The sequence below is a fragment of the Streptomyces viridifaciens genome, from assembly GCF_001888885.2.
Classification (GTDB): domain Bacteria; phylum Actinomycetota; class Actinomycetes; order Streptomycetales; family Streptomycetaceae; genus Kitasatospora; species Kitasatospora aureofaciens.
This window is the reverse complement of record NZ_CP090841.1, coordinates 5,577,848-5,603,295: the sequence shown is the minus strand read 5'-3', so window position 1 is coordinate 5,603,295 and position 25,448 is coordinate 5,577,848. Positions and strand designations below refer to the sequence as shown.

The window sequence follows — 25,448 nt, the reverse complement described above, 5'->3', positions numbered from 1 at the left end:
GCTCCTTCCACGGGGCGCACCGCTACTCCTTCCGAGCGGTGGACGCAAACCCGGCCCGGTGTGAGAAGCCTCTTAGGCCGGACCGGTCCGGCGCGCAACCGGGGCACGTACGATCGGCGTCCTGTCACCCAGTCGTCCTGACCGATGGACCGATGGATCGGCACCCTTCCCGCCCCTCAGGAGCCGCCGCCATGCACCGGAACGCCGCCCGCCGCCGCCCCGCCCACCCGATACGTCCAGCCCGTCCAGCCCGTCCGGTCCGTCCGGCGCGCCCGGCCGCCGGCCGCAGTCGGCTGGTCGCGGGCTGCATCGCGGTGGCCGCCGTCCTGGGCCTGTCCGCGTGCGGCACCGCCAGCGGGGCGCTGCAGCCGACCACCGCCGCGGCCACCCCCGGCTCCGCCTCTCCCCAGCAGCAGCCGACCGGCACCGCGGCCTCCACCACCGCGCCCGCCACCGGCTCGGACGGTGCCACCGGCTCCGGCCCGGCCGCCCCGTCGGCCGCCCCGTCGGCCGCCGCGAAGCCCGGCACGTCCGGTGTGTCCGGCACGCCCAGCGCGTCCGGCACGCCCGGCGCGTCCGGCACGCCCAGCGCGCCGGCCCAGCCCGCGGCCACCGCCCGGACCACCTCCCCGGCCGCCACCCCGGCCACCGGCACGCCCGCCCCGCCGCCCGCCCACCCCGGGACGGCGACCAAGGTGATCGGCTCCACCGCCTCCGGCGGCCGCACCGTCGCGCTCACCTTCGACGACGGCCCCGGCCCGGCCACCGGCCAGATCCTCGATCTGCTCGCCCAGTACCACGTCAAGGCCACCTTCTGCGAGATCGGCCAGAACGCCGCCGCCAACCCGGCCCTGGTCAAGCGGGTGGTGGCGGAGGGCCACCGGCTCTGCGACCACAGCGTCCACCACCCCCAGCCGTTCGAGAAGCTCTCCCACGACAAGGCGGTGTACGAGATCGGCGCCGCCCACGACATGATCGTCAAGGCCGGCGGGCCCGGCACCGAGGTCAGCTGGTTCCGCGCGCCCGGCGGCGGCTTCGACGCCGACAACGAACACATCGCGGCCGGGCTCGGGATGTCCTCCCTCGGCTGGTCCGTGGACCCGCGCGACTGGGCCCGCCCCGGCGCGCCCGCGATCGTCTCCACCGTGCAGCAGCAGCTCAAGCCCGGCGGCGTGATCCTCATGCACGACGGCGGCGGCGACCGCAGCCAGACCGTCGCCGCACTGAAGCAACTGCTGCCCTGGCTCGTCGCCCAGGGGTACACCTTCGACCTCCCCGCCGCGTAAGGGAGTTCGACGACGGGCCTAGGCTTGGGCGCCGTGACCCACACCGCGCCCGCGCCCAGCCCTGCCGAACTCGCGGCCGCCGTCCCCGGCCTCGCCGAGTACCTGCGGCCCGCCACCCTGCTCAACCCGTACGCCGCGCAGCCCGTGCCGGGGGCGAGCGGCATCGGCGGCCCGGCGCTGTGGGCGGTGGGCGCACCCTGGCCGCACTGCACCGCCAGGCACCCGGAGGACGAGTACCTGATCCCCCGCAGTGCCCCGGTACCCCCCACCGTCCCAACGGCTCTGATCACGCTCGCGCACCTGCGGGCCGAGGACGCGCCGCACCTGCCGTGGCCGGAGGGCACCGACCTCCTCCAGGTGCTCTGGTGCCCCAACGACCACGACGACATCCAGGGCGAGCGGTTCTACTACGGCCCCGCCGTCGAACTGCACTGGCACCGAGCCGCCGACCTCGCCCCGGCCACTCCTCCGCCGCCCCGGTGCAGCCAGGAGGATTACTACCTGCCGCAGCCGTGCGCGCTGCGCCCCGAGCAGGTCCTCGACCTGCCCGACCGGGACGAGCTGCAAGAGGAACTCGCCCACGCCGTCAGGGAGTTCGCGGCGCGGCAGGGCATCGAGTACCAGCGCGACCACGGCCGCGCGGACGGCTGGAAGCTGGGCGGCTGGCCGTCCTGGCACTCCACCGACCTCGTCCCGATCGACTGCGGCCGCTGCGGCGAGCGGATGAACCACCTGCTGACGGTGGAGAGCGGCGGCGACCCTGGTCTGTGCGTCGGGCGGCACGGCGAACTGCAAGTGTTCGTCTGCCCGGTGGACGTGGCGCACCCGGTGGGGCTGGACCTTCAGTAGCGGTCAGGGCAGGCGCAGCCGGTAGACCTGGCGCGAGCCGCCCTCCGGTCCGGGCTCGGCGGCCTCGGCGGGCGTGAAGCCCAGCCGCTCGTAGAACACCCGGGCGCCGCTGGTCACCGCGCCGGGGTGGTCGGGGCCGAAGGTGACCACCTCGACCGCGGCCGGGGCGCGGACGTGCCTGCGCAGCGCGTCCTCCACCAGCGCCCGGCCGATGCCCGTACCGCGGGCGCGCTCGGCCACCACCAGCCAGTGCAGGTGGTGCAGCGGGGGCCCGCCGCCGAACAGCAGGCCGCCGAGCAGGCCCCGGTCGTCCGCCACGACGGTCGCGCTCCCCCGGCCGACGGACCTCTCCACCGCGCGGTGGAAGCCGGGTTCGGCCACCATCGGCCCGAACCAGTGCTCGACCTCGGCGGCGAGGGCGAGGAAGCCGGGCAGGTCCCCGGGCCGGGCCGGGCGTACGGCCGCGGTCATCCGGTCGGCCCCGGCAGCTGCTGCTCGGACACTCTGGACGGCCAGCGCGGATCCACCACCGCCAGCGGGTCCTTGCCGCGGCGCAGCCAGGCCTGGAGGCCCTCGGCCCACTCCCGGTACCAGCCGATCTGCCGGGCGTGCAGTTCGGCCGGCGCCACCTCCCCCACCTCGGCCGGGTAGCGCCCGGCCAGCGCGACGGCGACCCGTACGGCGGCCAGCGCGTCACTGCCCGCCTCGTGGGCGTCCGTCAGCTCCACCCCGTACACCTCGCACACCCGCTGCAGGGTGCGGGAGCCCTTGCGGTACCTGTCCACGGCCCGGTCGATCACCAGCGCGTCCAGCACCGGCCCGACCGGCCGGCCGAGGCGCTCGGCGAGCGTCGGCAGCCCGTACCGGCGCAGCTCGGCGTCGAGGAGCGAGAGGTCGAACGGCGCGTTGAAGGCCACCACCGGCCGCCCGTCCGCGATCCGCGCGCACAGCGCCGCGGCTATCTCCTCCACCGCCTCCTTGGCCTGCCGCCCCCTGCTGCGCGCCAGCGCGTCCCCGATCCCGTGGATCGCCTCCGCCTCGGCGGGGATCGGCACCCCGGGATCGAGCAGCCAGTTGGCGGCCTCCACCCGGACGGCGCCGACCGTGTCCACGAGCGCGGCCGTGACGATGCGGTCCACGGCCGGGTCGGTGCCCGTGGTCTCCAGGTCGAAGCCGACCAGTGGCTGCTGCCACCAGCTCATCAGGTGTGTCCTTCCGTCCTCCAGCGAAACAGCCCCCATCATCACCCGCCCCACCGACAACCCGACCGCCCGGGGAGGCGTCCCGGCTGCTCCGCGGCCTTGAACCGCCGTCGGCGGGCTCCGGCGGTCCTGCACCGCTGGGCGACGCCGGGCACCGACGGCTTCCCCGACTTCCTGCTGTCGACGCCGTTCGAGGGGCCGGAGTTCGGGGCGCGTTCCTACCGCGCCCCGGTTCCCGGCCGACTCGGTCTCCCGGGCCTCGGGCGCCTGCCGCCCGATGGCTGTCCGGACGTCGCACACCCTCCACCCGTCAACTCGCCGGGCCCGCGGGGGTCGGGCCGGCTCCCGGTGCATGGTGACGTCGATCGGGTCCTCGTGGACGACCTCGAAGCCGTGCCGTGCGTCCAGACGGGGAGGCTGTTCACGGCCCGCAGTGTTCCACCGGCGGCGGCCCGCCGACCACGGGATGTCTCACGATACGTTGCGGGAGTCCGCCCAGATCCCCTCGAACTCCTCGCGGTAGACCTCCAGCAGCCCCGGTTCGGTGCCGCCCGGCTGCTGGCCGGCTCCGCCGCGCAGGATCAGGGCCGGGGACTCCATGCCGCGGGAGCGGCGCAGGTAGGGCTGGATGACGCCGAGGTCGCGGCTCTGCCGGCGGCCGGCGACCGGGCCGGTGGGGCGGGGGCCCTCGACCAGGTAGGCGGTGAAGCGCGGGGTCTCGTCGAAGACCCGGATCTCGAAGCCGCCCTGGTCCCGCAGCCGGGCCCGGACCCTGCGCACGTGCATGATGTTCATCTCGATGGATCGGGACAACTCGCCGCGGGACAGGCCGAGTTCCCGCTCGCGGCGGCGTACGGCGCTGCTCGCCGGGTTGAGGAACAGCAGCCGCACCCGGCAGCCCTCGCCGGCCAGGCGGACGAGCCGCTTGCCGGTGTAGTTCTGGCAGAGCATGCCGAGGCCGATGCCGAGGGCGTCCAGGCGGCGGGCGCCGTCGAGCAGGTCCTCGACGGGCAGGTCGCGCTGCAGCCGGACCCGGTCGGCGTGCACCGCGACCACGTCCGCGTAGCGCCCGGCGACGAGCGACTCCACCACGTCGGCGGGCACCCCGCCCGCCCCGCCGTCGAGGACGGCGAGCAGCCGGGCGGCGGCGCGTTCGGTCTGGGCCAGCACGGTCTGGGTGAGCACCCGGTTGCGGGAGACCACGTGCCGGGCCACTTCCAGCTCGTCCAGGGCGAGTTCGATCTCGCGCCGGTCGGCGAGGTAGGGCTCGAAGCAGGGCCAGTGCTGCACCATCAGTTCGCGCAGCTGGGGCAGGGTGAGGAAGACCAGCGGGTCGTCGTCGGCCGGGTCGAGCAGGTAGCCCTTGCGGCGGCTGACCTCGCGCACCGCGCCGGCCCGGTGGGCCCATTCCTCCCCGGCCGGTCCGGCGGCGGCGGTGACCCAGTCCTCGCCGTGGGCGGGGGCGTAGATGGGGTGCAGCACCTCGTCGACGAGGGAGCGCAGCCGCTGTTCGACCAGGTTGAGCCAGACGTAGGCGCGACCGGAGAGCCGGACCCGCTGGTAGGCGTCCTCCCACTCGCCGGCCGACCAGGCGAGCGCGGGGACCTCGACGGGGCCGCCCTGGGCCGGCACCAGGGCGCGGCCGGTCATGGTGGGGCGCATGACGACCGTGGGCGCCTCGCTGCGGGCACCGCCCCGGTCGGGGCCGTCGGGCCCGGAGCCTCGCCCGCCAGCGGGGAACACCATGCGCCACCTCATCTGCGGCTGACCCCCGCGGGCGCGGGGTCCGTTGACGGGCCGTTGACAAGCACCGGTCGGCCGGGGCGGCCGGACGATCAAGGGTACTGCCCGCCGAGAGCCGCCCGCAGCCGGTTGGCCGAGGGGCTCGCGCGCACCACCCGCCCCATTCTTCACAGGATTCGCCGCTGGACACCCGTTCGGACTAACCCCGGCACTATCTCCCGGCCGTCGGGGAAGGGCTCGGGGAGTATTGCGGGCTGTGCCGTGCGTCACGGCGCGCGAGCGTCGCACATGCCCGACCACCCGGCCGGGAAGAGAGCGCACGGGTCCGGGCAGATCGTCGGACTATAAGCCAGTTTCCGTACAGCATAGGGAAGTTGAGGACGTCATGCAGGTCTGGCCCGGTAAGCCCTACCCCCTCGGCGCCACCTACGACGGGGCCGGCACCAACTTCGCGGTGTTCTCGGAGAGTGCCGACCGGATCGAGTTGTGCCTGCTCGACGAGGACGGCTCGGAGACCGCCGTCGAACTGCGCGAGACGGACGCCTTCGTCCGGCACGCCTACCTCCCGGGCGTCCAGCCCGGCCAGCGCTACGGCTTCCGCGTGCACGGCCCGTACAACCCGGGCCTGGGCCAGCGGCACAACAGCGCCAAACTGCTGCTGGACCCCTACGCCAAGGCGATGAGCGGCCACATCGACTGGGACGAGTCCGTCTACGGCTACCACTTCGGCGCACCCGAGCGCCGCAACGACCTCGACTCGGCCCCCCACACCATGCACTCGGTGGTGATCAACCCGTACTTCGACTGGGGCACCGACCACCCGCCGCGCACCGACTACCACCGCACCGTGATCTACGAGGCCCACGTCAAGGGCCTCACCCAGCTGCACCCGGGCATCCCCGAGGAGATCCGCGGCACCTACGCGGGCCTGGCCCACCCGGCCGTCATCGAACACCTGGCCAAGCTCGGCGTCACCGCGATCGAGCTGATGCCGGTGCACCAGTTCGTCCGCGACCACCGGCTGCGCGACCTCGGCCTGGCCAACTACTGGGGCTACAACACCATCGGCTTCTTCGCCCCGCACTCCTCCTACTCCTCGGGCGGCGACCGCGGCCAGCAGGTGCAGGAGTTCAAGTCGATGGTCAAGGCGCTGCACGCGGCCGGGATCGAGGTGATCCTCGACGTCGTCTACAACCACACCGCCGAGGGCAACCACCTCGGGCCTACGCTGTCGCTGCGCGGCCTGGACAACGTCTCCTACTACCGCCTCGCCCAGGACCAGCGCTTCTACGAGGACACCACCGGCACCGGCAACAGCCTGCTGATGCGCAGCCCGCACGTGCTCCAGCTGATCATGGACTCGCTGCGCTACTGGGTCACCGAGATGCACGTGGACGGCTTCCGCTTCGACCTCGCCGCCACCCTGGCCCGGCAGTTCCACGAGGTCGACCGGCTGTCCTCGTTCTTCGACCTGGTCCAGCAGGACCCGGTGGTCTCCCAGGCCAAGCTGATCGCCGAACCCTGGGACCTCGGCGAGGGCGGCTACCAGGTCGGCAACTTCCCCCCGCTGTGGACGGAGTGGAACGGCATGTACCGGGACACCGTGCGCGACCTGTGGCGCGGCGAGAACGCCACCCTGGCCGAGTTCGGCTCCCGGCTCACCGGCTCCTCCGACCTCTACCAGGACGACGGCCGCCGCCCGATCGCCTCCATCAACTTCGTCACCTGCCACGACGGCTTCACCCTGCGCGACCTGGTCTCCTACAACGACAAGCACAACGAGGCCAACGGCGAGGACAACCGGGACGGCGAATCCTTCAACCGCTCCTGGAACTGCGGCGCCGAGGGCCCGACCACCGACCCGGCCGTCGAGGAGCTGCGGGCCCGCCAGCAACGCAACTTCATCGCCACCCTGATGCTCTCCCAGGGCGTGCCGATGCTCTCCCACGGCGACGAACTCGGCCGCACCCAGCAGGGCAACAACAACGCGTACTGCCAGGACAACGAGCTCACCTGGGTGCACTGGCCCGAGGGCGAGGGGCCGGAGGCCCGGCTGCTGGAGTTCACCCAGGGGATGATCTGGCTGCGCCGCGACCACCCGGTGTTCCGGCGCCGGCGCTTCTTCCACGGGCGGCCGGTACCCGGGGGGCACGGCGCCGGGGCCCCCGCCCCGAACGGCTACGACGACCTCACCGACATCGCCTGGTTCACCCCCGCCGGGGAGGAGATGACCAAGCGCAACTGGGGCGCCAGCTACGCCAAGTCGCTGACCGTCTTCCTGAACGGCTACGCCATCTCCGAGCCGGACCGGCGCGGCGGGCGGATCGTCGACGACTCCTTCCTGCTGATGTTCAACGCCCACTTCGAGCCACTGGAGTTCACCGTGCCCGCCGACCACGGACAGGAGTGGCAGATCGTGGTCGACACCGCCCAGCCCGAACTGCCCGCCCCGGGGACCGGCCCGCGGGTCAAGGCGGGGGACGCCCTGTGGCTCACCGACCGCTCGCTCATGGTGCTGCAGCGACCGGCCTGATCCCGCGTGCGCTCACCTGTTCGGGTCAACAGCGGGTCTTGGCGGCGGCCCCGGCCGGGTACCTATGGAGCTATGACCTCCGCCGCCGAGCCCGCGCAGCCCCGCCCGGCCGCTACCCGCCCCTGGTCACCGCCGACCCCGCCCCCCACCGCCTCCTACCGCCTCCAGCTCCAGCCCGGCTTCACCCTCCACGACGCCACCGCCGCCGTCCCCTACCTGGCCGCCCTCGGCGTCTCCCACCTGCACCTCTCCCCCCTGCTGGAGGCCGCCCCCGGCTCCACCCACGGCTACGACACCGTCGACCACACCAGGATCAGCGAGCAGCTCGGCGGCGAGACCGCGCTGCGCGCCCTGGCCGCCGAGGCGCACCGGCACGGCCTGCGGCTTGTCGCCGACGTGGTGCCCAACCACATGGCCGTGCCCGTCCCCGAGCGCCTCAACCAGCCGCTCTGGCAGGTGCTGCGGGACGGCCCCGACTCGCCGTACGCGCGCTGGTTCGACATCGACTGGACCGCCCAGCCCGGGCCCGCCGACGCCCCCGGGCGCGGGCGGGTGCTGCTGCCGCTGCTCGGTGACCGGCTCGGCGCCGTCCTGGACCAGCTGACGGTGGACGGTGATCGGCTGCGCTACCACCGGCACGAGCTGCCGCTGCGCCCGGGCACCGAGCAGCTGCCGCTGCCCGAGCTGCTCGCCCGCCAGTGGTACCGGCTGGCCTGGTGGCGCCTGGCCCGCACCGAGCTCAACTACCGGCGCTTCTTCACCGTCAACGAGCTGATCGCCGTCCGGGTCGAGGAGCCGGAGGTCTTCGCCGCCACCCACGCCGTGCTGCTGGGGCTGCACGCCGACGGCGTCCTGGACGGCTTCCGGATCGACCACCCGGACGGGCTGGCCGACCCGCGCGGCTACCTGCGGCACCTCGCCGACGCCACCGGCGGCGCCTACGTCGTGGTCGAGAAGATCCTCACCGGCGAGGAGCGGCTGCCCCAGGACTGGCCTGTCGCGGGCACCACCGGCTACGACGCACTGCGCCGGATCGACGGCGTGCTCACCGACCGCACCGGCGCCTGCCGGCTGGCCGGGGCCTACGAGTCCTTCCTGCACGGCGGGCCGGTCCGCGACCTGTGCCAGGACCCGCACCCGGCCGTCGCCGCCGCCCGGCGCGGCCGGGCCGACATGACCGGGCCCGGCGGCGAGCTGACCTCCGAGGTCGAGCGGCTGGTCCGGATCGCGCTGCGGATCGGCGCCGCCGAGCCGGCCCACGCCGACCACGCGCCCGGGCAGCTGCGGGCGGCGCTGCGGCGGCTGCTCACCGACTACCCGACGTACCGGCCGTACGCGCGGCCCGGGGAGCCCGCCTTCGACGACCCGCTGCAGGCCACCCGCTCGCTCGGCCCGGACGGCCCCGCGGACGGCCCGGACGGCTCCGCGGACCCGACCGAGCGCCTGGTCGCCGCGCTCGCCCTCGGCGAGCTGGGCCGCAGCGCCGACAAGGACGAGTTCTGCGTGCGCTTCGCCCAGACCGCCGCCGCCGTGGCCGCCAAGGGCGTCGAGGACACCGCCTTCTACCGCTGGAACGCCCTGCCCGGCCTCAACGAGGTCGGCGGCGAGCCGGCCAGGCCCGGGGTGCACCCGGTCGAGTTCCACGACTGGTGCCGGTACCTGGAGCGCACCTGGCCCCACAGCATGACGGTGCTCTCCACCCACGACACCAAGCGCAGCGCCGACGCCCGGGCCCGGCTCGCCGTCCTCGCCGAGCAGCCCGATGCCTGGGCCGCCGAGGCCGCCGCCTGGTCCACCGCCGCCGGGCCGGGCTTCGACCGTGACGCCGACTGGGTGCTCTGGCACACCCTGGTCGCCGCCTGGCCGATCACCCCGGACCGGCTGGTCGCCGCCCTGCTCAAGGCCGCCCGCGAGGCCAAGCTGCACACCTCCTGGACGGCCCCCGACACCGGGTACGAGCAGGCCCTGGAGCAGCGGGCGCGTGCCGTCTTCGGCAACGCCGGACTGCTGCCCCGGATCGAGGGCCTGGTCCACTCCCTCGCCCCGTACGCCCGCTCCAACACGCTGGCCGCCGCCCTGCTGCACCTGACCGTCCCGGGCGTGCCGGACCTCTACCAGGGCAGCGAGGAGCCGCTGTACACCCTGGTGGACCCGGACAACCGCGGCGTGGTGGACCTCGGCGCGCTGGCCGTACGGCTCACCGACGCGGCCGCCCCGCGCCCCGGCGACCTCGCCCGGGAGAAGCTGCACCTGACCGCCACCGCCCTGCACCTGCGCCGCTCCGGCCCGCTCGGCGCCTACCGGCCACTGGCCGCGGCGGGCCCGGCCGGTGACCACCTGCTGGCCTTCGCCCGGGGCGAGGACGTGGTCACCGCGGTCACCCGGCTGCCCTACGGGCTGGCCCGGGCCGGCGGCTGGCGCGACGAGGTGCTGGAGCTGCCGGGCGGCGCCCCCTGGACGGACCAGCTGTCGCTGCGCAGCTTCCCGGCCGGGCCGGTGCCGGTGGCGGAGCTGCTGACGACGTACCCGGTGGCACTGCTGAGCAGGAGGGGCTGAGGATGTCGCGCTACGAGGTGTGGGCGCCGTACGCGACTCACCGCGTCGACGTCCAAGTGGGTGAAGCCATCCACGAGTTGGCCCGCTGCCCGGACCGGGACGGCTGGTGGACGGGCGAGGCCCCCGAGGGCGACTACTCCTTCCGGCTGGACGGCGGCCCACCGCTGCCCGACCCGCGCTCGCCCCGGCAGCCGCACGGCCCGGACGGGCCCAGCCGGGCGGTGGACCACGCCGCCTTCCGCTGGTCGCGGACCGGCTGGCACGGCCGCGCGCTGCCCGGCGCCGTGCTGTACGAGCTGCACGTCGGCACCTTCACCGCGCGCGGCACCTTCGACGCGGCCGCCGAACAGCTCGACCACCTGGTCGAGTTGGGCGTGGACTTCGTCGAGCTGATGCCGGTCTGCCCGTTCCCCGGCAGGCACGGCTGGGGCTACGACGGAGTGTCGCTGTGGGCCGTGCACGAGCCCTACGGCGGGCCGGAGGGCCTCAAGCGCTTCGTGGACGCCGCGCACCGCAAGGGCCTCGGGGTGGTGCTCGACGTCGTGCACAACCACCTCGGCCCGTCCGGCAACCACCTTCCGGCGTACGGCCCGTACTTCACCGACCGGCACCACACCCCGTGGGGCTCGGCGGTCAACCTGGACGCGCCCGGCTCGGACGAGGTGCGTGCCTACCTGATCGGCAGCGCACTGGCCTGGCTGCGCGACTACCGGATCGACGGCCTGCGGCTGGACGCCGTGCACGCCCTGGCGGACGACCGGGCCGTCCACTTCCTGGAGGAACTCTCCCACGCGGTCGAGAGACTGGCGGTCGCGAGCAACCGGCCGCTGTTCCTGATCGCCGAGTCCGACCTCAACTCCCCGCGCACCACCGACGCCCGCGAGGCCGGCGGCCAGGGCCTCACCGCCCAGTGGAGCGACGACTTCCACCACGCCCTGCACTGCGCGCTCACCGGCGAATCCCAGGGCTACTACGGGGACTTCGCCCGCCGACCGCTCGCCGCGCTGGCCAAGACCCTGCGGCGCGGGTTCTTCCACGACGGCACCTGGTCCTCCTTCCGCGAGCGCACCCACGGACGGCCGTTCGGCCCCGGCGGCGGCCACCGGCTGCTCGGCTACCTCCAGACCCACGACCAGGTCGGCAACCGGGCACTCGGCGACCGGATCTCCACCTCACTGCCCGCCGGGCGGCTGGCCTGCGGGGCCGCGCTGGTGCTCACCTCGCCGTTCACCCCGATGCTGTTCATGGGCGAGGAGTGGGGCGCCGCCACCCCCTGGCAGTACTTCACCGACCACACCGACCCGGACCTCGCGGAGGCCGTCCGGCAGGGCCGGCGCCGGGAGTTCGCCGAGCACGGCTGGGCCGCCGAGGCCGTCCCGGACCCGCAGGAGCCGGCCACCGTACTGCGCTCGGTCCTCGACTGGACCGAGGTCCGGCGCGCCCCGCACGCCGAACTCCTCGGCTGGTACCGGACCTTGATCCGGCTGCGGCGCGAACGCCCCGAGCTGGCCGACCCGGACCTCGGCGCGGTGCGGGTCGACTTCGACGAGGCGGCGGGCTGGCTGGTGGTGCACCGGGGGCCGTACCGGGTGGCGGTCAACCTCGGCCGGGGCGGGGCGGTGCTGCCACTGGCGGCCGCCGGGCGGGAGGTGGTGGCGGCCTTCGGGGCGGCCGCCCTGGAGGGCGGGGCGGTGCGGCTGGACGCCGGCTCCGTCGCCGTCGTGAGCACCTGACCGCTCACCAGAGGAAGGTGGCGATCCGCTCCTTGAGCGAGGCGGCGTCCAGGCCGTACGCGGCCAGGTGCTCGGCCATCGAACCGTAGTGCCGGTGCTCGCCCCGCGGCACGCCCAGGGCCAGCACCCGGTGCGGGTGGTCGGCCAGCGCGGCGTGCGCCTCGTTCGCCGAGGTGCCCTCCAGGTACGGCTCCACCAGCACCACGTCCGTCCGTTCGCCCAGTGCGGCGCGCAGCCCGGCGGTGTCGAAGGGGCGCACCGTCGCCGCGTACAGCACGGTGACGTCCAGGCCCTCGGTGGCCGCCAGCACCGCGTCCAGCATCGGGCCGACGGCCAGCACCACACCGCGCGAGCCGGTGCGCACGGTGGCGAAGCGGCCGGGCTCGACCGGGACGGGCGCGGCGTTCTGGTGGTTGGAGAGCCGGACGTACACGTTGCGGTCGCCGTCGGCGACGGCGTGGCGCAGCAGCTGCTCGGCCTCCTCCGGGTGGCCGGGAACGTGCACCGTCCAGTCCGGGAGGGTGTCCAGCAGGGCGACGTCGCCCGGGGACATGTGGGTGCGACCGGCGGCCGGGTTGTCGTAGGAGCCGCCCGCGCTGACCAGGACGGCGCCGACACCCTGGTGGACCAGGCTCAACTTCAGCTGCTCGAAGGGCCGTTCGACGAGGAAGCTGGCGAAGGTGTGGGCGATCGGACGCATGCCGCTGAGCGCCAGGCCACCGGCCGCGCCGATCAGCAGCTGCTCGCGGATGCCGACGTTGACCACCCGGTCGGGGTGGCGCTCGCGGGCGGGCTCGAAGGCGGCGGCGGTGATGTCGGCGAGCACCACGGCCAGCCGGGGGTCCTCGTCCAGGAGACGGGTGGTGACGTCGACGAAGCGCTCGCGCATGGTGTCCATCGGTGACGTGCCTTTCACTTTCGTGGTGCTGGCTGGATCAGGGGCTTTCGGGGATCAGGAGTACTTCGGCTCGACCCGGGCGACCACCACGTGCGGGCGGCCCGGGTGCGCGGTGGTGTAGGCCCGGTGCAGCGCCTCGTGGTCCCGGCCGTCCACCGTCGCGGTCGACCAGCCCTCGGCGGCGAACCGCTGGGCGATCCCGCCCTGCCAGCCGTGGGTGGCCGAGGAGTTGTCGATCACCACCGCGTGCAGCCGGTCCAGCCCGTAGGCGCCGGCGAAGGCCATCGCCTCGTGGTTGGAGCCCTCGTCGAACTCGGCGTCGCCGAGCAGCACCCACACCGCCGGGTCGGTCAGCCCCTGCGCCCGCAGGCCGAGCGCGGTGCCGACGGCCAGCGGCAGGCCGTGCCCGAGCGAACCGGAGGAGATCTCCACGCCGGGCAGCAGGGTGCGGTCCGGGTGGTAGCCCAGCGGCGAGTCGTAGCCGCCGAAGCCCGGCAGCACGGCCGGGTCGATGAAGCCCTTGGCGGCCAGTACGGCGTAGTAGGCCATCGGGCCGTGCCCCTTGGAGAGCAGGAACCGGTCGCGGTCCTGCTCCGCGGCGGTGTCCGGGGTGACCCGCAGCACCCGGTCGTACAGCACCCAGAGCGCGTCCAGCGTGGAGGTGGCCGCGACGTCGTGCTTCTCGTCGCCGGTCATCAGGGCCATCAGCGGCTGGAGGTCCTCGAAGCGGGCCGGGGCCGCCGTCTCTGTCTTCGTCGTCATGAACCGATCGTGCAACTTAAAGCGAGCTTGAGGTCAAGCGGCTACAGTGAGCCCCCATGACCGCGATTCCCGACGGCGGCCGCACCACCGGCCCGCGCTCCGGCGACCTGCTCACCATCGGCCAGCTGGCCGCGCGCAGCGGCCTGGCCGCCTCCGCGCTGCGCTACTACGAGAGCCTCGGCCTGATCCACGCCACCCGCACCTCCGGCGGCCAGCGCCGCTACCTGCGCGGCACGCTGCGCCGGATCGCCTTCGTCCGGGCCGCCCAGCGGGTCGGACTCTCCCTGGACGAGGCCCGGGTCGCCCTCGACCGGCTGCCCGAGCGCCCCGCTCCCAGCGGCGCCGAGTGGACCGCCGTCGCCGCGTCCTGGCAGGGCCGGATCGACGAACAGATCGCCGAACTCGAACTGCTCAAGGCCAAACTGACCGGCTGCATCGGCTGCGGCTGCCTCTCGCTCACCCGCTGCGCCCTCTACAACGCCGACGACCGGGCCGCCCAGGCCGGCCCCGGCGCCCGCTACCTGCTCACCCGCGACCCGGCCACCGGTCCGGAACCCGCCCCGGCGGACGTCCCGGGCGGCGGCGGCCGCCGTGACGACACGCCCTGAAAAGCCTTTGCCGCAGGGCGGTCGGCGTGCGTACCGTGGCGCCGTGCTGCCCCCGGTCGAGACGGACGAGCAGTGGGACGCGGTCGTCCCCGACGAGTCGGTGATGCGCCCGGGCGCCGAGGCGCTCTGCGCGCGACTGGGCCTCGGCGGGCGGCCGTTGACCCGCTTCGCGGAGGGGTCCGTCCCGGTCTACGCGGTCGGCGAGGAACACGTGCTCAAGCTGTTCCCGGCGGCCAGCGCCGGGGACGGCCTGGCCGAGCAGCGCGTCCTGACCTTCCTGGAAGGCGCCCTGCCGATCCCCACCCCCGCCGTCCGGGCGGCGGGCGAGTACGTCAACGGCTGGCGCTACGTCCTGATGTCCCGCCTCCACGGCGAGGGCCTCGCCCCCGCCTGGCCGCGCATCCCCCGGGCCGGCCGCGAGCGGATCGCCCGCGACTGCGGCGAGGCGCTCGCCGCCCTGCACTCCCTCGACGCCGCGCCGCTCGCCGGCGCCCTCGCCCCCGGCGACTGGCCCGCCTTCCTGGCCCGGCAGCGCGCGGGCGCCGTCGACCGGCAGCGCGAACGCGGGCTGCCGGCGGCGTGGTTGGAGCAGATCCCCGGGTTCCTCGCCGCCACCCCGCTGCCGACCGCGCCACAACGGTCCCTGTTGCACACCGAGTTCATGCGCGAGCACCTGATCGCCGACCCGACCGCCCACTGGCGGCTCACCGGGCTGATCGACTTCGAGCCCGCGATGATCGGCGATCCGGCCTACGACCTGGTCGCCGTCGGCCTCTTCACGACCCGCGCCGACCCGCAGCTGCTCGGACAGCTGCTCACCGCCTACGGCCGCCCGTTCGAGCCCCGGCTGCTGATGGCGTACACGCTGCTGCACGTGTACAGCAACCTGCCGTGGTACCTGCGGGAGTTGAGGCCCTCGGCGCGGACCCTGGACGGCCTCGCCGAAGAGTGGTTCGGGGTCGCCTGAGAGCCTTGAGCCAGGACCTCTGACTCAGGACCTCGGGTTCAGGACCTCGGGTTCAGGGCCTCGGGTCGGTGCGCAGCAGCCCGTAGTACACCCCGTCGCGCCACTGCCCGGCCCGGAAGTTCACCGCACGGTGGACACCCTCCCGGGTGAAGCCGACCTTCTCCAGGGCGCGCTGCTCCGCGATGTTGTCGACGTCCGTGTCCGCCTCCACCCGCATCGTCGGCGTGTGTGCGAACAGGTAGTCCACCAGGAGCCGTTGGGCCTCGGTGCCGATCCCCCGTCCGCGTGCCTGCGGCATCAGCTGGATACCGATGCTCCAGTACGGCGCCGTCGGCAGCATCCCCTTCCGCCTGGCGGCGACGAAGCCGCAGAACTCTTCGCCGGCCACGACCGCGAAGATCCACTGGTCGTCGCCGAGCAGCCCGTGCTCCGCCCACCGGCGCCGGAAGCGCTCCGGGTCCCGCCAGCCGAACCACTGGAACTCGCCCACCACCTCGGGGTCGTTGACCAGCCGACCGAAGGCGGGGAGGTCGGCTTCGGCTATCGGACGCAGGGATACCGCTTCATCGTTCACGCAGGCGCCAACGCGCGGACCGCCGAGGGGGTTCCGCCGGGTGTCCGCCTGGTTCTACGCCCCTGCCGACCGCGCGAGCCGGAAGCCCACGTCGTCGATCCGCAGGGTCGGGTGGCTGCGGCGGCGGACGGAGGCGCGGCAGCTCCAGTGCTCGTCGAACCAGCCGCCGCCGCGCAGGACGCGGTAACTGCCGTACACCTCGGGGTCGTACAGCTCCCAGCACCACTCCCACACGTTGCCGAGCAGGTCGTACAGCCCGTAGGCGTTGGGCCGCAGCTCTCCGACGGAGTGCGGGCGCTCGCCCGAGTTGCCGCGGTACCAGGCGATCTCGTCCAGCGGACCGTAGCGCGGCCCGTCCGTCCCGGCCCGGCAGGCGTGCTCCCACTCGGCCTCGGTCGGCAGCCGGTAGCCGTCGGCGCTGCGGTCCCAGGAGACGTCCTCGCCGTCCACCCGGTAGGCGGGCGCCAGCCCCTCGCGCCGGGACAGCTCGTTGCAGTAGCGGACGGCGTCCAGCCAGGACACGCTGTGCGCGGGGCGACGGTCGCCCGCGACGCCCTCGTACTGCTCACGGGTGACCGGACAGACCGCCAGCTCGAACGGGGCCACCTCCACGCCCCAGGTCCGCTGGGTACGGCGGTCGGAGAGCATGACGCGGCCGGGCGGCACGGCGATCAGTCCGGTACTCGGTTCCATGATCGACGATCCTACGGGCCGCCCCGATCGGCCTGTCCCCTGGCGCGGTGATCTGATGTCACATCAGAATGAGTGGCTTTGGCCAACGGACGGAAGGCGGCAACGACCATGGCGGTCCTGACAGTCAGCACAGTGGTGGAGGCTCCCGCGGAGCGGGTGTGGGAGCTGGTCGGGGACTTCCACGCCCTCGGCGACTGGCACCCCCACCTGCCGCCCAGCCGGCTCGGCAACGGCCTGGCGGGCAACGCGATCGGTTCGGTCCGGGTCTTCGAGCTGCCCGACGGCGTCGTCCTGCACGAGACGCTGCTCGCCTACGACGACGAGGCCCGCAGCTACACCTACAGCTTCCCCGACGGCACCTTCCACTTCGACGGCTACCGCGCCACCCTGCGGGTCACCCCGGTGACCGAACTGGCCGCCAGCTTCGTGGAGTGGAGCGTCCGGTACGACATCGAGGCCGAACACCGCAAGGACTCCACCGAACGCGTCCACGGCGTCTTCACCACCGGCCTCGCCGGCCTGCGCGAGCGCTTCGCGAGCTGAGCGGGCCGAGCGGGTCGGCGAGCCGAGCGCGTCCGACGGGTGCTCGCCCCGCCGGACCCGCTCGGCGTTCCCATCGTCGTCGACGAACACCTGTTGATCTTGAAGGTCCGACGCCCTGCCAGGGTCCGGACCCGTGGCGGACAGGGCCCGGAAGCAGTACGAGGCGATGCGTGGACACTTCCACCGGACCGCCGAACAGCACGGATTCACGCTCGACCCCGCCCAGGAACTCCCGGTCGAGCGACTCAGCCGACTGGCCGGCGAACTGGCCCACCCGGCCTGGCGGCTGCGCCGCACGCCGCGTCGCCTCTACCTCTGGGGCCCGGTCGGCCGCGGCAAGAGCTGGCTGGTGAACACCTTCCTCGACGGGCCGCCGATCAGGCTGATCGAGGAGCGGATGGACGTGCTCGACATCTCCGGGCCGGTCGACTTCCGGCAGCAGTCCCGGCCGGACGACGCCCACGGGTTCGCCCTCGGCTCCCGCCTCCACCCCGGCGACGAAACCCCGGCCGGTCTCACCCCGCCCCGGCCGTCGGAAGCGGGTGCGGTCGTCGCCCACCACCGTGAGCTGCCGGCCCGGGCCGTCCGCGACGACCACGTGTGGTTCGGCTTCCAGGAGTTGTGCGAGGGCGGCACCTCCGTCACGGACTACCTGGCGGTCGCCGACCGCTTCCCCACCATCGCCCTGGACGCCGTCCCACCGCTCACCGACGCGTCCCCCGACGGCCGGCGCCGCTTCGCCAATCTGGTCGACGTCTGCTGCGACCGCGACATCCGCCTGATCCTCATCGGCGCCGCCCCCCTCGCCGCCTCCCCACCGACTCGACCCTCATGCGCGACCTCGACCGCACCGCCAGCCGCCTCGCCCTCCTCCGCCAGCCGGCCCAGGAGGCCACCCGCTGAGCAATCGGCGAATCGTGGCGGAGCAGATACCCACGACGGCGAGAAGGGTCTCCCCCGCCGTTCGCGTGCCGCGAGTTCGATCCGATCGGCCACGCAAATGGAGTGGATCCCCTCGGCCGCATTCGGCCGAGGGGATCCACTCCATTTCGACGGACCCGGCGCCCGCCACCGGTTCGATCAGATGCTCTGGTCGGGGTTGGCCGGCAGGTAGAAGTTCCAGCTGCCCTGACCGTGGTGCTGCCCGTCCGGGGAGTTGGGAGAGGGGCAGGCCCCGTTGTCCGAACGGCCGTTCCACCACAGGGAACAGCAGTTGTTGCAGAACCGCCAGTTGTCCTGGAAGGCGGTGATGTTGTCGTCATTGGGAATGGACATAGGGGTCCTCATTTCAGAGATTCTGAACATCTCGAACCCATGAACGATCGGCGCGATCCGAAAAACCTGCGCATGGAGCCCGAGATCCGGTCGGACGCAGATTACTCCCGCGAGCCAATGATTTGCGCACGTCACGCCTACGTGTTGAAAATGGCTTATCTGCAATGATTTTCACTGTCGCGATAATTTCAGGATCGGCCGACAATCCACAAAAGAGTTTGTCCATCACGGTCGGACCATTTTTGCTCCACCGTTAACCGGCTGAAAACTGCCCGCCGCGCCGTTTTCCCGACCCTTAATGGGCCGCCTCGACCAGCGGGAACCAGCCCGCCGCCGAGGCCACCGCGGCCAGCCACCCGGGAGCGACCGCCGTCCGGCCGCACTCAGGCCCCCGGGCCCGCTGGAACGCGGCGATCAGGGTGGTGACCGCCGCGACCGGCATGAAGAGGTAGGCGAGGCACCAGGCCCAGCCGCACAAGGGCAGCACCGCAAGGAATCCGATGATCAGTAGCGGCACCCATACGGCGGCGACGGTGAAACCCGCTGCCGCACAGGCGACCCGGAAGCGGTCCTCGCGGCGGCAGAAGACGGGCACCGTACAGACGACGGCGGTCAGCAGCCCGACCGCGGACAGGAAGAGCGCGAAACTGACCCCGTACGCCCCGGCGATGAGCACCAGCGGCACCACGAACACCGCACACGCCATCCCGGCCGACCACCGCGCACTTGCGGGAACCGCGGCCACCCGCCACCTCCTGTGAACGCGTTCACAGGTAGCACGCTGAGGCGGTGCGATCAGGTGGATCCGGACTCGCGGACGGCGGCGAGCACACGTTGGCGGACCGCAGCGGAGGCGCCGGGCGGCCGACGCGCCAACTCCGCTTCCAGGCGCCGCCGTTCGGCACGCAGGAGGCGGCCGACCGGCGCGCGGGAACAGTGCCGGAACCACCAGTCGCGGAAGCGGTAGATCACGCCGGCTCCCCTTCGGCAGTGTTCGCCCAGCTGATGCGCAACTCGCAGTCGCCGAAGGGGAGGGCGAGGTACGGGTTCGCGGCGAGGTGGCGAATGACGTTGCGTTCGGCGCAGGGGCCGGCGAGGGCGCGCTCCAGGATCTCGCGCTGGAGCGGGGACATCGGGCGGAAGCAGATCGAGTTCCAGAGGGATTCGAGGCCGTCGGGGCTGAGGGTGCGGACCGACGGGGGCCTCACGCCGGGGACTTCGACGCGGATCTCGTGGTCGGCCCTCACGCGGCCACCTCGCCCCAGACGATCTTGCCCACGGGTCGGCGCGGGCAGCAGCCCCAGCGCTTGGTGAGGGAGTCGACGAGGTGGAGCCCTCGCCCGGTCTCGCCGTCGAGACCGGGCGAGGACAGGGCGGGGAGGCGGTCACCCCGGGCGTCGTGGACCTCGATGCGGAGGCGGGTGGGGTCGACGTCGAGGGCGAAGTAGATGAGGTGGCCGATCGGGGTGCCGTGGAGGACGGCGTTGGTGACGAACTCGGTGGTGACGACGAGCCCGGAGTCGAGGAAGCGGTCCCCGTTCGGGGTGGAGGAGAGGAGGACGGAAAGCCGCTGACGCGCGATGGCGGGCGAGCGGCGGCTGCGCGGGAGCCAGATGGTGGAGGAGTTTCGAGACATGGCGAAGTCACCTTCCAGGGAGAGGGGTTGAAGCCATGCGACGACCGGGCGAAGGCAAGGGAATGCCCGGCAGTAGGTCCGTTCCGGTCACTCAGGAAACCCGAAGGGCTACTCGCTGTAGCATGCGCTGCGATGGCTTCGTTACGCAAGCGCATCGTCGCGCAATTGCGCAGAGCCGCAAGACTCTTGTGATCAATTGGGGAGGTGGCAGACTGTGACTCGACGTCAACCAAGAGGGAGCGACGAGCATGGACAGTCCAACCGTGCTGCGCCGTAGGCTTGGCTCCGAGCTGCGACGATTGCGCGATCGGGCTGGGCTTCAGGCCACGGCCGTTGCGGACGAGCTCGGGTTCAGCGCGACAAAGGTGTCGCGGATCGAGTCCGGTCAGACGACGCTGAAGGAATCCGACGTTCGCGCGATGCTCGAACTGTACGGCGTCAGCGACGAGGCCGAACTGCGCCAGTTCATCTCTCTGACCCGCCGCAGTACGCAACGCGGCTGGTGGCACGACTACGGCGACACACTGCCGGATTGGTTCCAGACCTACGTCGGTCTGGAGGCTGACGCTGCACGAATCCGGTCCCACGAGACAGAGTTGATTCCCGGACTGTTTCAGACGCCCGACTACTCTCGTGCAATCTTCCGTGCCTCCCTCGCCGGACAGGACGGCGACATAGAGGGCACGATCGGTCGACGGTCGCGGCTCAGGATGCAGCGCCAGGAGATTCTCCGCCGACCGAACCCACCCGAGATCCATGCGGTTCTCAACGAGGCCGCTTTGAGCCGCCCGGTCGGAAGCCACGGCGTCATGCACGAGCAGATCCTGCATCTGTTGAAGCTCGCAGCAGAGCCCAGCATCTCCATCCAGGTACTGCCATTCAGCGCTGGTGCTCACGCAGCGATGAGCATGCCGTTCCACCTTCTCTCCTTCGCGGACGTGCCGGGTCAGATCGTCTATGTCGAAGCACTGACCAGCAGCCTCTACTTGGAGCGGGAATCCGACATCGCGCGCCACGAGTTCGTCTTCGAGCAACTGGCCAAGACCGCGATGACTCCCCAGGATTCCGCTGCGTGGATGAATCAGCTACTGAAGGAGAGATATCGAAATGACAGCTGACCTGGCGTGGCGCAAGAGCAGCTACAGCGGCGGCGAAGGCGGCAACTGCGTCGAAGTAGCCGACGGCATCACCGGTCTCATCCCGGTCCGCGACAGCAAGGATCCCCACGGCCCGGCCCTCGGCTTCTCCCCTGCGGCCTGGCGAGCGTTCGTGGCCGGCATCCGGGCCGGTGACTTCCCCAGCTCCCTCTGACCTCCGCTCTCACGGGCGGCTCCGCGTCACACGCGGAGCCGCCCGTTCAACGAACTTGTCCAAGCGGCTCGAGAGGACAACCGATGCGCGGCTACGAGCGGGCAAGTTCGAGCAAGTTCGTGGCACGGGAAGCCCTCCGTACGAAACGATCGCCCAAGGCAATCGGCTCCGGCCGCTAGGAGGCCCACCATGGCACTGCACAAGCTCGGGCAAGACCCCGACAGTCCCGAAGGCAAGTCCCCGACCGTCTACTTCGACGACGTGACGGGCAACTACATCCTCCAGGGCTGGAGGGTGCTCGACCCGGCACGTCTCGCGCACATGGACGTCCCCGAGCACGAGACCGTGATCGAATTCCCCAGGCGCATGATGCAGTTCTTCCCGGAGGTGAACGGTGGCGGCGGCACCCACGCTTGAGGAGCTGCTGCGAGGCTGCACCCGCTCGGCGCTCCACCTGGAGATGCGCGACGGATACATGCGCGACGACCCGTTGTTCCTCCGTTGGCTCAGCGGGCGGCGGGACGATCCGACGGACCGTTCGTCGTGGTGGAGCCCTTGGTTGCAGCTGATCAAGGAAACCACCGCCCGCGGAGTCGACGTGCGACGGGCTCGCATCATCTCCGAACCGCCCAGCGAGTACATCCGGTTCGAGCACGAGATCACGTTCCGCAACATCGCCTCCGGTGAGCAGGTCAGATGGCTCCCCCGCCGACAGGCGACCGATCTGGCTCTCCCCGGCAACGACTTCTGGCTCATCGACGGGCAGCATCTTCTGATCCACCACTTCAGCGGCGAGGGCGACTTCGTGGAACACGAATTCAACGCCGCCCCTCAGACGGTGAGTCTCTGCGCCTCGGCGTTCGAGGCTGTCTGGGCGCGCGCGGTACCTCACCAGGACTTCCGGCTGACCTGAGCCGTGTCCGCGTCATCCAGCGTCCAGCAAGCCAGGCAAGCCCTGGGCCAGCGTCTGCGCGATATCCGACGGGATTCCGGACTCAGCGCGCGAGCGCTGGCCGAAGCTGCTGGGTGGCACGAATCCAAGTGCTCCAAGATCCAGAGCGGTCGCGTGATGCCCTCGGAAGCCGACATAAGGACCTGGACCGCCATCTGCGGCGCCCCCGGTCAAGCAGCGGACCTCATCGCGACTGCCCGCAACATCGAGGGCATGTACATCGAATGGCTCCGCCTCGAACGGTCAGGTCTCAAACGGGCCCAGGAGTCCGTACGCCCCCTCTTTCAACGAACCCGTCGATTCCGCATGTACCAATCCTGGGTCGTCCCGGGGCTGCTCCAAACACCCGCATACACGCGCGCCGTGCTCAATACGATCGTGTCACTGCGCAGCGCTCCCGACGACGTCGACGACGCCGTCGCAGTCCGGATCGAGCGGCAGAAGGTCCTGCACAGCGGAGATCACCGCTTCGCCATCCTGGTCGAGGAGTGGGTGCTTCGGACAGTCATCGGCACCCCGGACGTCCTCATCGGCCAGCTCGGCCATCTGAGCACCGTCAGCGCCCTGCCGTCAGTCAGCCTCGGGGTGATTCCGCTCGGATCACCCCGAGGCTCCGGCTGGCCGGTTGAGTCCTTCACGATGTACGACGACGCGCAGGTGAACGTCGAGCTCGTCTCCGCCCACCTCACCATCACCCAGCCGGCCGAGATCGCCGAGTACAGTCGAACGTTCTCCGAACTGGCCGGCATCGCTGTCCACGGAGCCGAAGCGAGGTCGCTCATCACCAGCGCCATCAACGCGCTTGGGTGATTACAAGCAAGCTGAAGCAAGTTGGTCGACCGCAGGCGCGCTCTCTCCCTACCGTCTCCCAGTGAGAGGCCGCAAACGCCACCTGCGGCTACTCCGAGCGGGCAGCACCACCGGATTCGACCCACGAGAGGAGAGCACCATGACCACCGCCTCCGCGGAACGGCAGCCCTTCGCCATGCGCTACGCCGCACGCCAGACCAGCGAGCCGGCCGACACCACCAGCGTCACCTACGACCAGGGGCTGCAGATCGCCGTCACATCCGACGGCAATCCCTGGGCACACACCGCCCTCGGCGAGACCAGCAGCAACACCAACTCCGACAGCAGGAACGACGAAGGCACCGACTTCTACTAGGAGAGCCAGGTGACGGAACCTGACGGCGAGGCGGTACTGGTTCTCACGAACCAGCTCGACTCCACTGCGGATCTCGTGGTTGAGCATCTGAACAGCCGGGGTGTCCCCGTGTTCCGATGCGACACCGCCGAGTTCCCCACCGAACTCATCCTGACCGCAACGTTGGAGGACAGGTGGGCCGGTCTGCTCGACAACGGGCACCGCACGCTCGACCTGGCCCGTGTCCGGTCGGTGTACTTCCGCAGGCCAGAAGAGTTCCGGCTGCCAGACGGCTTGTCCGAGGCCGGGCGGCGGTTCGCCGCCGCCCAGTCCCGGGCCGGCTTCGTCGGTGTCGCCGTCGCCCTTCCCTGCCTATGGATCAACCACCCTGCGCGGGAATTGGATGCCAACCACAAGCCGTGGCAACTCACCGTCGCCCGTCGCCTGGGGCTGGATCCACCACGCAGCATCATTACCAACGACCCCGAGGCGGCCCTGAAGTTCGCCGCCGACCTCGACGCCCCGGTCATCACCAAGAGCCTCGGCTCGCCCGTGGACACGGTCGTCATCGACCCCGCCGACCTGGACGACTCCGTACGCCTGTGCGCCCACCTCTTCCAGGAGTGGATCGACAAGGCCCACGAGGTCCGGCTGACCGTGGTCGGCGACCGCTTCTTCCCCGTCGAGATCCACGCCGGATCGGAGGCCGCCCACATCGACTGGCGTACCGACTACCAGAGCCTCACCTACCGGCCGACGGCCGTACCCGGCCCGGTGCGCGAGCGCGTTTCCACGTTCATGCGCGAATTCGGACTCGTCTTCGGGGCATTCGACTTCATCGTGACGCCGGCCGGGGAATGGCGCTTCCTCGAAGTGAACCCCAACGGCCAATGGTCGTGGATCGAACACAGGACCGGCGTGCCCATCTCGCGCGCCATCGCAGATCTTCTGGAGAAGGGCAACACAGGTGAGTGACAGCGTGGCCGGGACCGAAGAAGCGGCGCGCGTTCTGCGCCTCGCCCTGGCAGACGAGCTGGAGCGCGCCGGCTCACTCCGCAGCCCGCAGTGGCGGGACGCTGTACTGGCAGTGCCCCGCCATGTCTTCCTGCCAACCTTCTACACCACCGTGGACGCCCCGGACGGCATGACCCGATACACCCTGGTCAGCCGGGAAGCCGACGCGCAGAAGTGGCTACGACTCACCTACCAGAACACGACGTGGGTCACCCAACTCGACCGGGGTGCGACCCTGCCGAACAGCGGATCCTGCATCGGGACACCCACCAGTTCCTCGACGCTGCCCGGCGTCGTGGTACGGATGCTCGAAGACCTCGACGTTCCGGACGGCACGAACGTGCTCGAAGTCGGGACCGGCACCGGCTACTCCACCGCGCTCCTGTGCGCCCGGCTCGGCGACCAGCACGTGACCAGTGTTGAGCACGACGCCGTCCTGTCCGCCGCAGACGCCGAACGGCTCGCCTCCATCGGCTACCGGCCCCGCCTGGTCGTCGGCGACGGCGGCAAGGGCAGCCCGGACGGCGGACCGTACGGCCGCATCATCGCAACGTACTCGCCCAGCCGCGTCCCGTCCGCATGGCTGGCCCAGTCGCTCCCCGGCGCGGTAATCCTGGTGTCCCTGGTCGGCAGCTTCGACGCCTACGGCTACGTGAAACTGCACGTCGGCGACGGCGCAGCGCAGGGCCGATTCCTCGGCTCGGACGTCTCGTTCATGCTCTCCCGAGAGACCCTCCGGCCCGCGATCGGGCCCCTCATGAGCGCCGCCCTTCAGGCTCGCGACGCCACCGTCGGCCTCGACACTGCCATCCGCCCCGACGTCCTGGTCGACCCGACGTTCCTGTGGAGCGCCCAACTCGCCATGCCGGGCACGACCCGGCTGCGCCTGGCAACCGACCGCGTCGCGGGCCAGTGGTTCCTCCACACCGACGGATCGTGGGCCGTACTGGAGAGGTGGAACGACGGCACCACACGCGCCTTCCAGGACGGCCCACGCGACCTCTGGACCGAGCTGGAGTCCGCCGCCTCTACGTGGTTGTCCAACGGACGTCCTGGGCTTGAGCGTTACGGACTCACGGTGACCTCGGAGGCGAACACGGTCTGGCTGGACGACCCCGGCAACCCGGTCGGCGTTCTCGGGGAGTGATCACGGTCTATCCGTGAGGAGA

The 25,448-nt window shown here is 71.9% G+C and carries 29 protein-coding genes; 17 read left to right on the top strand and 12 right to left on the bottom strand.

What is annotated here, in order from left to right; translation table 11 throughout:
* The first annotated feature begins 191 nt into the window (after positions 1 to 191).
* Entirely contained in the window at positions 192 to 1,286 is a 1,095-nt protein-coding gene (locus tag BOQ63_RS32285) for a polysaccharide deacetylase family protein (RefSeq protein ID WP_223886095.1), read from the top strand.
* A 33-nt stretch (positions 1,287 to 1,319) separates the two neighbouring features.
* On the top strand, positions 1,320 to 2,135 hold the full coding sequence (locus BOQ63_RS32280; protein ID WP_167395800.1) for a YwqG family protein: 816 nt from the start codon (positions 1,320 to 1,322) through the stop codon (positions 2,133 to 2,135).
* A 3-nt stretch (positions 2,136 to 2,138) separates the two neighbouring features.
* On the opposite strand, the gene BOQ63_RS32275 is transcribed toward BOQ63_RS32280, so the two are convergent.
* The 3 genes from BOQ63_RS32275 to BOQ63_RS32265 all read right to left on the bottom strand — a co-directional run bounded on the left by BOQ63_RS32275 (position 2,139) and on the right by BOQ63_RS32265 (position 5,083).
* A complete protein-coding gene (locus BOQ63_RS32275; RefSeq protein WP_030281749.1) occupies positions 2,139 to 2,606 on the bottom strand; it encodes a GNAT family N-acetyltransferase in 468 nt (155 codons plus the stop codon).
* Positions 2,603 to 3,337, bottom strand: coding sequence for an exonuclease domain-containing protein (locus BOQ63_RS32270; protein WP_037828831.1), 735 nt, complete (start codon positions 3,335 to 3,337; stop codon positions 2,603 to 2,605). The genes BOQ63_RS32275 and BOQ63_RS32270 overlap by 4 nt, the downstream gene beginning before the upstream one ends.
* A 471-nt stretch (positions 3,338 to 3,808) precedes the next feature.
* Positions 3,809 to 5,083, bottom strand: a complete 1,275-nt coding sequence (locus BOQ63_RS32265) for a DUF5919 domain-containing protein (RefSeq protein ID WP_094742868.1) — start codon at positions 5,081 to 5,083, stop codon at positions 3,809 to 3,811.
* A gap of 382 nt (positions 5,084 to 5,465) precedes the next feature.
* On the opposite strand from BOQ63_RS32265, the gene glgX reads away from it, so the two are divergent.
* The 3 genes from glgX (at position 5,466) to treZ (ending at position 11,902) form a co-directional block, all read left to right on the top strand.
* Complete coding sequence (gene glgX / locus BOQ63_RS32260; RefSeq protein WP_072655388.1) at positions 5,466 to 7,613, top strand: glycogen debranching protein GlgX; 2,148 nt, start codon at positions 5,466 to 5,468, stop codon at positions 7,611 to 7,613.
* Between the two features lie 72 nt (positions 7,614 to 7,685).
* Positions 7,686 to 10,169, top strand: coding sequence for a malto-oligosyltrehalose synthase (treY, locus tag BOQ63_RS32255; protein WP_051746737.1), 2,484 nt, complete (start codon positions 7,686 to 7,688; stop codon positions 10,167 to 10,169).
* A gap of 2 nt (positions 10,170 to 10,171) precedes the next feature.
* A complete protein-coding gene (treZ, locus tag BOQ63_RS32250; protein WP_072655385.1) occupies positions 10,172 to 11,902 on the top strand; it encodes a malto-oligosyltrehalose trehalohydrolase in 1,731 nt (576 codons plus the stop codon).
* Between the two features lie 4 nt (positions 11,903 to 11,906).
* Here treZ and BOQ63_RS32245 read toward each other — a convergent pair whose 3' ends face one another.
* Entirely contained in the window at positions 11,907 to 12,800 is an 894-nt protein-coding gene (locus tag BOQ63_RS32245) for a transketolase family protein (RefSeq protein ID WP_030551150.1), read from the bottom strand.
* 54 nt (positions 12,801 to 12,854) lie between these two features.
* Positions 12,855 to 13,562, bottom strand: coding sequence for a thiamine pyrophosphate-binding protein (locus BOQ63_RS32240; RefSeq protein WP_072655384.1), 708 nt, complete (start codon positions 13,560 to 13,562; stop codon positions 12,855 to 12,857).
* Between the two features lie 56 nt (positions 13,563 to 13,618).
* Here BOQ63_RS32240 and soxR point away from each other — a divergent pair, with 56 nt between their 5' ends.
* Together soxR and BOQ63_RS32230 are read left to right on the top strand one after the other, a co-directional pair.
* Positions 13,619 to 14,170, top strand: coding sequence for a redox-sensitive transcriptional activator SoxR (gene soxR, locus BOQ63_RS32235; protein WP_046386780.1), 552 nt, complete (start codon positions 13,619 to 13,621; stop codon positions 14,168 to 14,170).
* 43 nt (positions 14,171 to 14,213) lie between these two features.
* A complete protein-coding gene (locus BOQ63_RS32230) occupies positions 14,214 to 15,137 on the top strand; it encodes a phosphotransferase family protein (RefSeq protein WP_030281769.1) in 924 nt (307 codons plus the stop codon).
* A gap of 52 nt (positions 15,138 to 15,189) precedes the next feature.
* Here the strand turns inward: BOQ63_RS32230 and BOQ63_RS32225 are convergent, their stop codons facing one another.
* Complete coding sequence (locus BOQ63_RS32225) at positions 15,190 to 15,711, bottom strand: GNAT family N-acetyltransferase (RefSeq protein WP_030281771.1); 522 nt, start codon at positions 15,709 to 15,711, stop codon at positions 15,190 to 15,192.
* Positions 15,712 to 15,765: 54 nt separating this feature from the next.
* Positions 15,766 to 16,404: a formylglycine-generating enzyme family protein gene (locus BOQ63_RS32220; RefSeq protein WP_030281773.1), complete on the bottom strand. Its 639-nt coding sequence runs from the start codon at positions 16,402 to 16,404 to the stop codon at positions 15,766 to 15,768.
* 108 nt (positions 16,405 to 16,512) lie between these two features.
* Here BOQ63_RS32220 and BOQ63_RS32215 point away from each other — a divergent pair, with 108 nt between their 5' ends.
* Together BOQ63_RS32215 and zapE are read left to right on the top strand one after the other, a co-directional pair.
* Positions 16,513 to 16,947 carry an SRPBCC family protein gene (locus BOQ63_RS32215; RefSeq protein ID WP_030281775.1) on the top strand — a complete coding sequence of 145 codons (435 nt, stop codon included), beginning with the start codon at positions 16,513 to 16,515 and terminating at the stop codon, positions 16,945 to 16,947.
* Positions 16,948 to 17,080: 133 nt separating this feature from the next.
* Positions 17,081 to 18,061: an AFG1/ZapE family ATPase gene (gene zapE / locus BOQ63_RS32210; protein WP_223886094.1), complete on the top strand. Its 981-nt coding sequence runs from the start codon at positions 17,081 to 17,083 to the stop codon at positions 18,059 to 18,061.
* On the opposite strand, the gene BOQ63_RS32205 is transcribed toward zapE, so the two are convergent.
* From BOQ63_RS32205 to BOQ63_RS32185, 5 genes are all read right to left on the bottom strand, one after another.
* A complete protein-coding gene (locus BOQ63_RS32205; RefSeq protein ID WP_030551160.1) occupies positions 18,028 to 18,222 on the bottom strand; it encodes a hypothetical protein in 195 nt (64 codons plus the stop codon). The two genes, zapE and BOQ63_RS32205, sit on opposite strands and share 34 nt — an antisense overlap.
* Before the next feature lie 295 nt (positions 18,223 to 18,517).
* Positions 18,518 to 18,967, bottom strand: a complete 450-nt coding sequence (locus BOQ63_RS32200; protein WP_143174809.1) for a hypothetical protein — start codon at positions 18,965 to 18,967, stop codon at positions 18,518 to 18,520.
* A gap of 50 nt (positions 18,968 to 19,017) precedes the next feature.
* Entirely contained in the window at positions 19,018 to 19,194 is a 177-nt protein-coding gene (locus BOQ63_RS32195) for a hypothetical protein (protein ID WP_167395799.1), read from the bottom strand.
* On the bottom strand, positions 19,191 to 19,469 hold the full coding sequence (locus BOQ63_RS32190) for a hypothetical protein (RefSeq protein ID WP_030551169.1): 279 nt from the start codon (positions 19,467 to 19,469) through the stop codon (positions 19,191 to 19,193). The genes BOQ63_RS32195 and BOQ63_RS32190 overlap by 4 nt, the downstream gene beginning before the upstream one ends.
* Positions 19,466 to 19,858, bottom strand: a complete 393-nt coding sequence (locus BOQ63_RS32185) for an ATP-binding protein (protein ID WP_030551171.1) — start codon at positions 19,856 to 19,858, stop codon at positions 19,466 to 19,468. Before BOQ63_RS32185 ends, BOQ63_RS32190 begins: the two co-directional genes overlap by 4 nt.
* Positions 19,859 to 20,106: 248 nt before the next feature.
* Here BOQ63_RS32185 and BOQ63_RS32180 point away from each other — a divergent pair, with 248 nt between their 5' ends.
* The 8 genes from BOQ63_RS32180 to BOQ63_RS32145 all read left to right on the top strand — a co-directional run bounded on the left by BOQ63_RS32180 (position 20,107) and on the right by BOQ63_RS32145 (position 25,426).
* Complete coding sequence (locus BOQ63_RS32180; protein WP_499504631.1) at positions 20,107 to 20,976, top strand: helix-turn-helix domain-containing protein; 870 nt, start codon at positions 20,107 to 20,109, stop codon at positions 20,974 to 20,976.
* Complete coding sequence (locus BOQ63_RS32175; protein ID WP_037828833.1) at positions 20,966 to 21,169, top strand: DUF397 domain-containing protein; 204 nt, start codon at positions 20,966 to 20,968, stop codon at positions 21,167 to 21,169. The genes BOQ63_RS32180 and BOQ63_RS32175 overlap by 11 nt, the downstream gene beginning before the upstream one ends.
* Before the next feature lie 189 nt (positions 21,170 to 21,358).
* Positions 21,359 to 21,586, top strand: a complete 228-nt coding sequence (locus tag BOQ63_RS32170) for a hypothetical protein (protein ID WP_030281786.1) — start codon at positions 21,359 to 21,361, stop codon at positions 21,584 to 21,586.
* The gene (locus BOQ63_RS32165) at positions 21,564 to 22,082 is read left to right on the top strand and encodes a DUF6879 family protein (RefSeq protein ID WP_030281788.1); all 519 of its coding nucleotides are present in this window, start codon (positions 21,564 to 21,566) and stop codon (positions 22,080 to 22,082) included. The genes BOQ63_RS32170 and BOQ63_RS32165 overlap by 23 nt, the downstream gene beginning before the upstream one ends.
* Positions 22,083 to 22,085: 3 nt before the next feature.
* Positions 22,086 to 22,931, top strand: coding sequence for a helix-turn-helix domain-containing protein (locus BOQ63_RS32160; RefSeq protein ID WP_030281791.1), 846 nt, complete (start codon positions 22,086 to 22,088; stop codon positions 22,929 to 22,931).
* A gap of 139 nt (positions 22,932 to 23,070) precedes the next feature.
* On the top strand, positions 23,071 to 23,286 hold the full coding sequence (gene tgmA, locus BOQ63_RS32155; RefSeq protein ID WP_030281793.1) for a putative ATP-grasp-modified RiPP: 216 nt from the start codon (positions 23,071 to 23,073) through the stop codon (positions 23,284 to 23,286).
* A gap of 9 nt (positions 23,287 to 23,295) precedes the next feature.
* Positions 23,296 to 24,240, top strand: a complete 945-nt coding sequence (tgmB, locus tag BOQ63_RS32150; protein ID WP_030281795.1) for an ATP-grasp ribosomal peptide maturase — start codon at positions 23,296 to 23,298, stop codon at positions 24,238 to 24,240.
* A complete protein-coding gene (locus BOQ63_RS32145; protein WP_051835476.1) occupies positions 24,233 to 25,426 on the top strand; it encodes a methyltransferase domain-containing protein in 1,194 nt (397 codons plus the stop codon). The genes tgmB and BOQ63_RS32145 overlap by 8 nt, the downstream gene beginning before the upstream one ends.
* The last annotated feature ends 22 nt before the right edge of the window (positions 25,427 to 25,448 follow it).

Coding starts and splice junctions, on each gene's coding strand:
- BOQ63_RS32285 (WP_223886095.1), top strand. CDS start 192: ATGCACCGGAACGCCGCCCGCCGCCGCCCCGCCCACCCGATACGTCCA.
- BOQ63_RS32275 (WP_030281749.1), bottom strand. CDS start 2,606: ATGACCGCGGCCGTACGCCCGGCCCGGCCCGGGGACCTGCCCGGCTTC.
- BOQ63_RS32270 (WP_037828831.1), bottom strand. CDS start 3,337: ATGAGCTGGTGGCAGCAGCCACTGGTCGGCTTCGACCTGGAGACCACG.
- BOQ63_RS32265 (WP_094742868.1), bottom strand. CDS start 5,083: ATGGTGTTCCCCGCTGGCGGGCGAGGCTCCGGGCCCGACGGCCCCGAC.
- glgX (WP_072655388.1), top strand. CDS start 5,466: ATGCAGGTCTGGCCCGGTAAGCCCTACCCCCTCGGCGCCACCTACGAC.
- treY (WP_051746737.1), top strand. CDS start 7,686: ATGACCTCCGCCGCCGAGCCCGCGCAGCCCCGCCCGGCCGCTACCCGC.
- treZ (WP_072655385.1), top strand. CDS start 10,172: ATGTCGCGCTACGAGGTGTGGGCGCCGTACGCGACTCACCGCGTCGAC.
- BOQ63_RS32245 (WP_030551150.1), bottom strand. CDS start 12,800: ATGGACACCATGCGCGAGCGCTTCGTCGACGTCACCACCCGTCTCCTG.
- BOQ63_RS32240 (WP_072655384.1), bottom strand. CDS start 13,562: ATGACGACGAAGACAGAGACGGCGGCCCCGGCCCGCTTCGAGGACCTC.
- soxR (WP_046386780.1), top strand. CDS start 13,619: ATGACCGCGATTCCCGACGGCGGCCGCACCACCGGCCCGCGCTCCGGC.
- BOQ63_RS32220 (WP_030281773.1), bottom strand. CDS start 16,404: ATGGAACCGAGTACCGGACTGATCGCCGTGCCGCCCGGCCGCGTCATG.
- BOQ63_RS32215 (WP_030281775.1), top strand. CDS start 16,513: ATGGCGGTCCTGACAGTCAGCACAGTGGTGGAGGCTCCCGCGGAGCGG.
- BOQ63_RS32205 (WP_030551160.1), bottom strand. CDS start 18,222: ATGTCCATTCCCAATGACGACAACATCACCGCCTTCCAGGACAACTGG.
- BOQ63_RS32185 (WP_030551171.1), bottom strand. CDS start 19,858: ATGTCTCGAAACTCCTCCACCATCTGGCTCCCGCGCAGCCGCCGCTCG.
- BOQ63_RS32180 (WP_499504631.1), top strand. CDS start 20,107: ATGGACAGTCCAACCGTGCTGCGCCGTAGGCTTGGCTCCGAGCTGCGA.
- BOQ63_RS32175 (WP_037828833.1), top strand. CDS start 20,966: ATGACAGCTGACCTGGCGTGGCGCAAGAGCAGCTACAGCGGCGGCGAA.
- BOQ63_RS32170 (WP_030281786.1), top strand. CDS start 21,359: ATGGCACTGCACAAGCTCGGGCAAGACCCCGACAGTCCCGAAGGCAAG.
- tgmA (WP_030281793.1), top strand. CDS start 23,071: ATGACCACCGCCTCCGCGGAACGGCAGCCCTTCGCCATGCGCTACGCC.